Genomic DNA, 8,615 nt, shown 5'->3' with positions numbered 1-8,615 from the left:
GCTACGCCGCGGCCCGACGCCTGATCGATCAGCGAGAAGAGTTGGCGACCCAGACCGGTCGCGACGCGGAGCTGAAGAGCGCGCTCGACGGCGCTCGCGCCGGCGCCGCGGCAATCCGCGAGCAGGTCGAGGGCGCGGCGTCGGCTGCGCAATCGGCGCGGTCGGAGCTGGGCGGTGCTCAGCGCGAGCTCGAGAATCTGCACAGCGGCGCGAAAGAACGCGCGCGCACGCGCGCGTTCCTGCAGCGGCGGCTCGACGCCACCGCGCAGCTCGAAATCGAGCTGCGCGCGCGGCTCGTCGATCTGGAATCCAAAACGACGCTCGCGCGCGCGAATCGTGCGGAAGCCGGCGCGATCCTCGCGCGCGAAATCGCAGCAGGCGGCGGCGACGCCGACGCCGCGCTCAAGGAAATCTCGCTCAAGCACGACAACGCCAACCGCGAACACAAGCTGGCCGAGCGCGGCGGCGAAGAATGCAAGGACGATCTGTCCGACGTCGTGCGCGAGGCCGCAGTGATTCGCGGCCGGCTCGGCGATCTCGCCGGCGAGCGTGCCGATCTCGAAAAGCGGCTTGAGACTACGATTCTCGGAGCGCCTGCCCTGGCCGCAGAGCTCGAAACCGCGCGCGAGTTGATGCGCGCAGCGGAAGCGGACCTCGAAGCGTCGCGCGCAGTTGCGACTGATCTCGAAGGAGCGCGCCGCAAGGCCGCCGAGCAAGAGATCGAGGCGCGCACCGCGCTCGACCATCTGACAGCGCGCGTCAATTCGCTGCGTGGCGTGCTGGTCGCGCGCGGCGAACTGCAGGTAAATCATTCATCGAAAGGCGTCGATCTGCGGCTGCGCACGATTCTCGAATCGCTCAACGGCGATCGTCCCGCCACTGATCCTTCGATCCTCAAGCAGGTGGTACGCGCGCCGCTCGCGCTGGAGCCCGCTCTCAGAGCCGTGCTGGGCGATCAGATGGACGCGGTGATCGTCGAGTCGCCGCAGTTCGCGCTGCGTGCAATAGAAATTCTCAAGGAGAATCGCGCCGGCCGCATGGACTTCGTGCAGGAGCCCGACGCCTCAATCGCGGCGCATCCGGCAATCGATGCGCCCGGCATCGCGGGACGGCTGGTCGAGATGCTCGAAATCGAGTCGCGCTTCTCGCCGGTCGCCGAAGCGATGCTCGGTCACGTGATGCTCGCAGACGACCTGCGTTCCGCGCTGGCCGCGTCGAATCTCAACGGTCACGGCACTGTTTTCGTAACGCGTGATGGCGACCTGGTGATGCCGGGTCGAATGATCAGCGGCGGCAGCGCCGAAGACAGTCATGCCGCGGTGGACCTCGCCGCAATCGAAGCAGAGACCCGAGAGCTGGCGCGAGCGGAAGAAGAGCATCGCACGCGCGTCGGCCAGTTCGCCGACGTTCGCGCTGGGCGCGAGCGCGCGGACGCCGAGCTCGAGCAGGGACGGAGCAAGGCGCGCGAAGCAGAGCGGGTCGCCAACGAAAGACGCGGCGCGCTCGCCCGCGCCGAACAATCGGTCGCGCTGGCGGAAGCCAACGGCGGCAATTCGCATCGCCGGCTCAATGAGCTGGCGGAGCTGGTGATCGCCTCGAACGCGCGCCTGGAAGAGCTCGCGAAGATCGAGCAGGAGGCGCGCGCACGCTTGAGCGTGATGGCCGGTGAGATCGGGTCGCTGCGCGCCGCAGCGGAAGAAATTGGCGCCGTGATGCTCGAAGTCGCCTCGAAGGTCGAGGCACGCAAGTCCCGACTCGGCGCGCTGGAAAGCGAACTGGCGCATGCGCAGCGCGAAGCGGACTCACTCGACGCGCAGATCGACGAGCATCGCGCAACTCTGGAACGCTCGCACATCGAGCGCGCCGAGTTCGAGCGCGAACTCGAGACTCTCTCCACTCAAGATCAAGCCGCACACGCCCGCGAGACCGAACTCGAAGCTGAACTCTCGCGCCTGCGCGCCCAATGCGACGCGTCAGAGCATGAACTCGAAGCGCGTCGCGCGGACTTCAAGAACGCTCAGGAATCGTTGACGGCTTTGGAAGCCGATGCGAACGAATGCGGACTCAAGCGTGAACGGGCCCGCGCACTAAGTGAGGAATTGGCGAGAGCATTCATCGAAAAGTTTGGCGCCGAGTTCGACGTGATAGCGGCCGAGATTGTTCCAGCGCTCGACGGAAGAATCGCCGCCGAAGACGACGCGCGAATCGTCGAGCTGCGCGCCAGGATGGAGCGAATCGGCGAGGTGAACCTGGCGGCGGACAGCGAAGTCAAAGAACTGGAGGAACGCGCGGGAGTGCTCGGCACCGAGCGCGCCGACTTGCAGAGCGCGCTCGACGATCTGACCAAAACGATCACGCACCTGAATCGCGAGGCGCGCAAGCGCTTCGCCGAGACCTTCGAAGGTGCGGCGAAAAACTTTGCCGAGTTATTTCCCAAGCTGTTGCGCGGCGGCAAGGGACGGCTCGAGTTGACAGACGACGGCGACGTGCTCGAGGCGGGAGTCAACGTTCTCGTGCAGCCGCCCGGCAAGAAGGTCAAGGAAATAGGCCTGCTGTCAGGCGGCGAGAAGGCGCTGTCCGCGATGGCGCTGATTTTCTCGCTGTTCCTGCTCAACCCCAGCCCGTTTTGCGTGATGGACGAAGTTGACGCCCCGCTCGACGAATTCAGCCTCGCCGCCTTCACCACCCTGATGGCCGAGCTGAAACTGCGCTCCCAGTTTATCGTGATCACGCACAACCAGCGCACGATGCAGCGCGCCGACCAGATTCACGGCGTAACAATGGATCGCCCTGGCGTCTCGCGAATTATTTCACTGCGAATCCCTCAAGCCGCGTAGCAGACCGGCGCGACGATCTGATGATCGCCGCGCCATTTTTTCAGTGAGAATCGCGCGCGCGACTAAATCAAACTGTAGCCGCTGCCTTTGCGATCGAATCCGATGCCGACGCCTTTTTCGATCACGCCGAACTGCTTAAGGAGTGGCTGACTGTACGTGACCAGGCCCGTCACCTTGTCGAGCGGTTCGGTGGCGAGGATGAGCGCCGATTGCGCCATCCACTCGACCGGCTCTCCCGTGGGATCGTCGGGACCTGTGACGAGATGGTGATGCACCGTGCCCGGAGTCGCGACGACTTGCGACGGCGATACGCACGTCACCGAAATTCCGTCGTCGTAAACTTCCTCCGCGAGGCCCTGCGTGAAGCGCTCGAGCGCCGCCTTCTCCGCGCCGTAGCATACGCCGCCGCGAAACACCGTCGCGATCTTGTATGGTCCCCGGCCTGGTCCGATCGCCGCGCCCGACGAGATGTTGACGATCGATCCGGATTTGCGCGGGATCATGTCCTTGAGCACGAGATGCGCCAGCATGAACGGGCCGTGGAGGTTTACCGCGAATGACCGCATCCAGCGCTTGGGCGGGAAATCCTTGACCGGGATGAAATAGGTCAGCGCCGCGTTGTTCACCAGCACGTCAATCTGTCCGTAGAGTTTGTGCGTTTCCTCGACGAGTTTCTCGCAGTCGGCTTCGGACGAGACGTCGCAGGTGACGGCGGTCGCTTCGCCGCCCGACTTCTTGATTCCGGCGACGGTCGTCTCGAGCGATCCTTCCAGAAGCGGATGCTCGCCTTCTTTGAGCGTGCGCGCCGAGCACACCACCTTCGCGCCGTCCTTGGCGAACAGTTCCGCGATCGCCTTGCCGATACCGCGGCTCGCGCCGGTTACGATTGCCACCTTGCCTTTGAGCTTTGCCAATTTCAGATCTCCTTGGTGATGCAGGGTCCGCGTGATTTACGATCTCGTCGCGGCCCTACACTTCTTATAGCGAGGAACGTAATCGAATGTGAAACCCCTCCTGGGTTTCACGCTTCCTTGGGCAGGAGTGACCCCTGCACCCAGTATTAAGATCAGTCCAGCGCGGTGATTGAGCGGCCGCGGGTTTCGGGGAGTATCCAGACGAGCAGGGCGCCCATCGTCGAGAAGAGTGCGCCGAGCGACAGGGTCGCGCCGAAACCGACGCGCGCGCCCAGCATCGCGATCAAAATTGGCGTGAAGAATTGAAATCCGCGCGTGACGTTGAGCAGCAATCCGAGCGACGTATTGCGAATCCGCGTCGGCAGCATTTCGGCGATCATCGGCGCGATTCCCGCCCAGATGCCGGTACCGAATCCAGCGGTGAACATCGCGGCCGAGATGAGTCCCGGCACCACTACCGCCGAATTCCACAGAATCGTAGGCGGGAGCGTGCCGGCCGCCATCAGCAGACCGTATGCGCAAAACGCGGGACGACGCCCGAATTTGTCGGCGACGCGCCCGAACGTCAAGTAGCCGAGCACGCCGCCGATTTGCATCTTGATTAGCAGACGACTCGCAGCCACGGCTGTGAGGCCGCGCTTGAGTTCGAGGTATCCCGGCATCCAGGTGTACGTGAACCAGTACGCTTCGGAGTTGAGCAGGACGACGACGAACAACAGCGCGAAGATGCGCCGGTGCACGAGAATCGCGCGCAAGTCCACGCCGCGCCCGCCGAGTTCGGTGCGCGTGCGGCGCCAGACGTCGCTCTCGGGCATCCACTTCAACACCGCGGCGACGACGAATATCGCGGGCACGCCCGACAGCATGAACGTCAGCCGCCATCCTATTGCGGGCGCGAGATAACCGCCCGCAGCCGCCGCCAGCAAAACTCCCAGCGGCGCGCCCGTCTGCACGTATGCGGCGTAGCGCGCGCGTCGCTCGGCCGGGACGCTCTCGGCGACCAGGCTCTGTCCGGGAGCCCATCCGCCGCCCATCCCGAGTCCGGTTATCGATCGGAACACGATCAGTTGCGCGAGACTCTGGCTGAATCCGCATAGCGCGGTGCCGATGCCGTAGATGGCGACAGTCGTCGCGATCATTGGTTTGCGCCCGTAGCGATCGCCGAGGAAGCCGAAGACGACTCCGCCGAGCGCCGTCATCAGCAGCGACGTGCCCAGCGCCAGCGACGACTGCTCCGCCGTCAGATGGAGTTCGCGCGCGACGGGGACCAGCAAGAACGAGTAGAGAATCAGATCGTAGAAGTCGAAAATCCACGCGGCGAAGGCCAGCGCGACGATCCTCAGGTGTATCGCGCCGGGCTCGCGCTGGTTCATCAGCAGCTCGGGCGGTGGTATTTTGGCGACTGGCTCCATGCAATCGGGTATGGTTGGCTATTCATACCAGTTGCGACTGTCAAGGACGCAGCGCGGGTTTGTCTTGGAGGAGTGAATGTTCAGACGCTTTTTTCGATGGATTTTACGAACAGTGATCATCGTCGTGGTGCTGGTCGTGATCGTCGCCGTCTCGGAGCACATGGCGCATCGCGTGCAGCCCAACTCGGTGCTGTCGGTCGAACTTGACGGAACGGTCGTCGAGCGCGGCAGCAGCAGCGTGCTCGGACTGCTCAGCAAGAATGAGACGGCACTCAACACGCTGCGCAATGCGATCGATCACGGCGCCAAGGATCCGAAGATCGTCGGCCTCGAAATCAAGGTACTCAACCCTGAGATGGAACTCGCGCAGGCGCAGGAGATCGTCGCGCTGATCAAGTCGTTCAAGGACCACGGCAAGTGGACCGAAGCGTACCTCGAGACCGCCGGCGAATCGGGCCTCGGCAACACTCCCTACATGGTCGCGAGCGCCGCCGACGAAGTCTCGCTGATGCCGCGAGGCGACCTCAACCTGATGGGCGTCCAGCTGCGCGAACTGTTCATGCGCGGCACGCTCGACTGGATGGGGATCACGCCGAATTTCGCGTCGGCGGGGCAGTACAAGAGCGCCGCCAACATGTTCACCAACAAGGATTTCACGACGGCGCAAAAGGAGGAGGACGAGGGGCTGGCCGGCAGTCTGTTCGATCAGATCGTCGCCGCGATGAGCGCGGAGCGCAAGCTGAGTCCCGACACGATCAAGGGTTTGATCGATCAAGCACCGATAAATGCAGACGATGGCCTTAAGGCGCGTTTGGTGGATCGGCTGGAATATGAAGACGAGTTCACCGAGCGTGTGAAAAGTCACGGCGGCTCGGTACACCGGGTGGTCGAGTACACCGATTACGCGCGCGCGAGTTTGTTTTCCAGCCTGGCCACCGGAGACCAAATCGCGGTGATTTACGGGAATGGAGAGATACAGCGCAGCGGCGAAGGATTCGATCCGTTCTCGGGTCCCGACACGACGGCAATGACCTCCGACGATATGGCCGCAGCGTTCAAGTCCGCGCGCGAGGATGACGACGTGCGCGCTGTGATCCTGAGAGTCAATTCGCCCGGCGGCTCGATGCTCGCGTCGGAACTAATCGACCGCGAGGTCGAGTTGACCGCCAAGAAGAAGCCCGTCGTCGTCAGTATGTCTGGGTATGCCGCCTCGGGCGGATACATGATTTCAATTCCGGCCGCGAAAATCATCGCCGAGCCCGGCACGATCACCGGATCGATTGGGGTACTTGGAGGCAAGTTCAACATCACACCCGCGACCCAAAAAATTTATGCGAACACCGACGCCGTGAGCCGCGGGGCGAACGTCGGGATGTTCGACATGTGGACCGACTTCACACCCGCGCAATCCAGGCAGTTCCAGGACGACATCCAGCGCAACTACCAGTACTTTCTGAAACTGGTCGCGGCCGGCCGCCACATCACGGTCGAGCAGGCTGACTCGGTCGCGCAGGGACGGGTCTGGACCGGAGAGCAGGCAATCAAGCTCAAGCTGGTCGATTCGCTCGGCGGACTCGATGACGCGATAGCGGCTGCGAAGGGGTTGGCGCGTATCGCGCCCGATCAGCAGGTCGGAATCATCGAGCTTCCCGAGCAGCCTGGACTGCTGCAGTCTCTGAGCAAGGGCAAGATGACGGCGTTGTTCACCCAGCGTCCGGCGGTGCGGCTGGTCGAGCCCGTCATCGAATTGATCCACGCAGCGCTGAGCGGTCACGCGATTTTCAGCGCCGCGTACTGTCCCGTGGTGCCGATGCTCTGATCGTCAAACAATGGCGGAGGCCAGCCGATGGATTCGCAACTCGAAGGATTTCTAAATTCGTTGGCCGAAGCCGAGCGCGCCGGCGGACGCGTTCTGCACGAGCTCACCGAGCTGGCGCATTCGCTCGAACTTCGCGAGATGCTCAAGAAGGTCGGCCATGACGAGGGCTACTATGCCGGTGAGCTGTCGGCGCATGTGCGCCGGCTCGGCGGGAGTCCGTCGACCAGGACCGGCGACTTCGTCGAGAAAATTCGCGCGGTCGGAGAATTTCGCGGGAAGCTCGAATTGCTGAATCGCGGACAGCGATGGGTGATTCGCAAAATCGAGGAAAACGTCCCGACCATCGGTGATGGGCAGCTCAAAGCGTTTCTGGTCGTGATGGCCGAGGGCCACCGGGTCAATATTGGCGCGCTCGAAGAGTCGCTGAAGCAAGGCGTCGTCTGACAGCGACGGAGCAGGTCTCGTGCGGCAAACTATCATCGGCCTGCTGATGGTCGGGCTGACGGCGGGGTACTTCTATTGGAAGGCAAGGCACCGCTATATGTGCCCGTTCTGCGGGCGCTTCGTCAGATACAACGACGTCAATTGTCCGCATTGCGGCAACGACATGAATTTTCGCCATCGCTCCGGTCCCGACAGCAGATTCGGAGTCGCGCTCGGACAGCGGACTAGTCAGCGCCGGCGTGGCGGCGGCCGCTCTTCGCGGAATTGAGCGCGGCCGCGGCGCGGCGCAGGAAAGTTCGCGTCTGCGTCGTCGAATTGATCGGGAAGCGCACGTAGTCGTCGCCAACTTTCAGGTCGGCGAAAAATCCCGCCGGGTCTTCATGGAAATGCAGAAACCCACTCGAACCGCAGTAGAACGCCCCGCGTTTTTTTTCCTTGAGTCCGCCGAGCCGACGAATCTCATCGAGGATCGGCTCGAGTCGGTCAAGCGCATCGGGTCCAGCGTGCTTCACTACGAATTCCCCAGCTCGATCACGTAGCCATCGGGATCCGCGAAGTAGGCATACGGGACGCCGGGCGCATGCTCGCCGCGGCGTTGCAGCTTCCCGCCGGCATTTTCGATCTGACGCACCATCTCATCGAGACTGTTTTTGGGGATCGAGAACCCGAAATGCGAAACGCCGCCTCCGGCAACCGGATCGTCCGTCTTGACCTGGCACAGAGTGATTGTTTCGTTCACGCCGGGCGAATGAATGAAGACCATTGTCTTCCCTTCCCAGAATTTAACCTCTAGACCGAATGCTTCCTGGTAGAACTTGAGCGATCGACCGACGTCCCTGACATTGAGATTGATGTGCCTCAATCCGCGCGCTTTGATCATCGGCGTGCCTCCGATTTGTGTGCCGTTCGATTGGTCAGTAGTGGACCCAACTGCTCCGCCGCTTCCTCCGCTGAAATAGATTTCGCAGCCGCACGGGCGTCAGTGGATACCCAGTCGGGAAATTTGACGGCAGTCATTCGATGCGCTCCGGTGGAGGTATGTTCCTCGCGAACAGCAGATAGACGATCGGTGTCGAACGCCTGCGCCATCTTTACCAGCGCCGGCCACAACCGCCGATGCACGAGAGTTATCTTACCGTCGTGCAGCCGGCATCGCACGACGTCGGGAGAATCGCAAACGTCGTTGAGC

At 62.8% G+C, this 8,615-nt stretch carries 8 protein-coding genes; 3 read left to right on the top strand and 5 right to left on the bottom strand.

The genetic code is table 11. The features are described 5' to 3' along the window. On the top strand, positions 1-2,837 hold a 2,837-nt coding region (locus tag VIW95_RS02555; RefSeq protein ID WP_331583718.1), incomplete at its 5' end, for a hypothetical protein. A gap of 62 nt (positions 2,838-2,899) precedes the next feature. Here VIW95_RS02555 and VIW95_RS02550 read toward each other — a convergent pair. Next, positions 2,900-3,751: an SDR family NAD(P)-dependent oxidoreductase gene (locus tag VIW95_RS02550; RefSeq protein ID WP_331583716.1), complete on the bottom strand. Its 852-nt coding sequence runs from the start codon at positions 3,749-3,751 to the stop codon at positions 2,900-2,902. 152 nt (positions 3,752-3,903) lie between these two features. Next, positions 3,904-5,163 (bottom strand): MFS transporter, encoded by a 1,260-nt coding sequence (locus VIW95_RS02545; RefSeq protein ID WP_331583714.1) that lies wholly within the window; start codon positions 5,161-5,163, stop codon positions 3,904-3,906. Positions 5,164-5,239: 76 nt separating this feature from the next. On the opposite strand from VIW95_RS02545, the gene sppA reads away from it, so the two are divergent. After that, positions 5,240-6,982 (top strand): signal peptide peptidase SppA, encoded by a 1,743-nt coding sequence (sppA, locus tag VIW95_RS02540; protein ID WP_331583712.1) that lies wholly within the window; start codon positions 5,240-5,242, stop codon positions 6,980-6,982. A gap of 27 nt (positions 6,983-7,009) precedes the next feature. Beyond that, the gene (locus tag VIW95_RS02535) at positions 7,010-7,426 is read left to right on the top strand and encodes a DUF6306 domain-containing protein (RefSeq protein WP_331583710.1); all 417 of its coding nucleotides are present in this window, start codon (positions 7,010-7,012) and stop codon (positions 7,424-7,426) included. Positions 7,427-7,650: 224 nt separating this feature from the next. Here VIW95_RS02535 and VIW95_RS02530 read toward each other — a convergent pair whose 3' ends face one another. From VIW95_RS02530 to VIW95_RS02520, 3 genes are all read right to left on the bottom strand, one after another. After that, on the bottom strand, positions 7,651-7,938 hold the full coding sequence (locus VIW95_RS02530; protein WP_331583708.1) for a hypothetical protein: 288 nt from the start codon (positions 7,936-7,938) through the stop codon (positions 7,651-7,653). Continuing rightward, positions 7,938-8,306, bottom strand: coding sequence for a VOC family protein (locus tag VIW95_RS02525; protein WP_331583706.1), 369 nt, complete (start codon positions 8,304-8,306; stop codon positions 7,938-7,940). Before VIW95_RS02525 ends, VIW95_RS02530 begins: the two co-directional genes overlap by 1 nt. Continuing rightward, on the bottom strand, positions 8,303-8,615 hold a 313-nt coding region (locus tag VIW95_RS02520; RefSeq protein WP_331583704.1), incomplete at its 5' end, for a hypothetical protein. The genes VIW95_RS02525 and VIW95_RS02520, both read right to left, overlap by 4 nt.

It is taken from the genome of Binatus sp. (SeqCode) (assembly GCF_036522015.1).
Lineage (GTDB): Bacteria > Desulfobacterota > Binatia > Binatales > Binataceae > Binatus.
The sequence above is the reverse complement of the archived record's forward strand: the minus strand, read 5'-3'. Positions and strand labels throughout refer to the sequence as shown.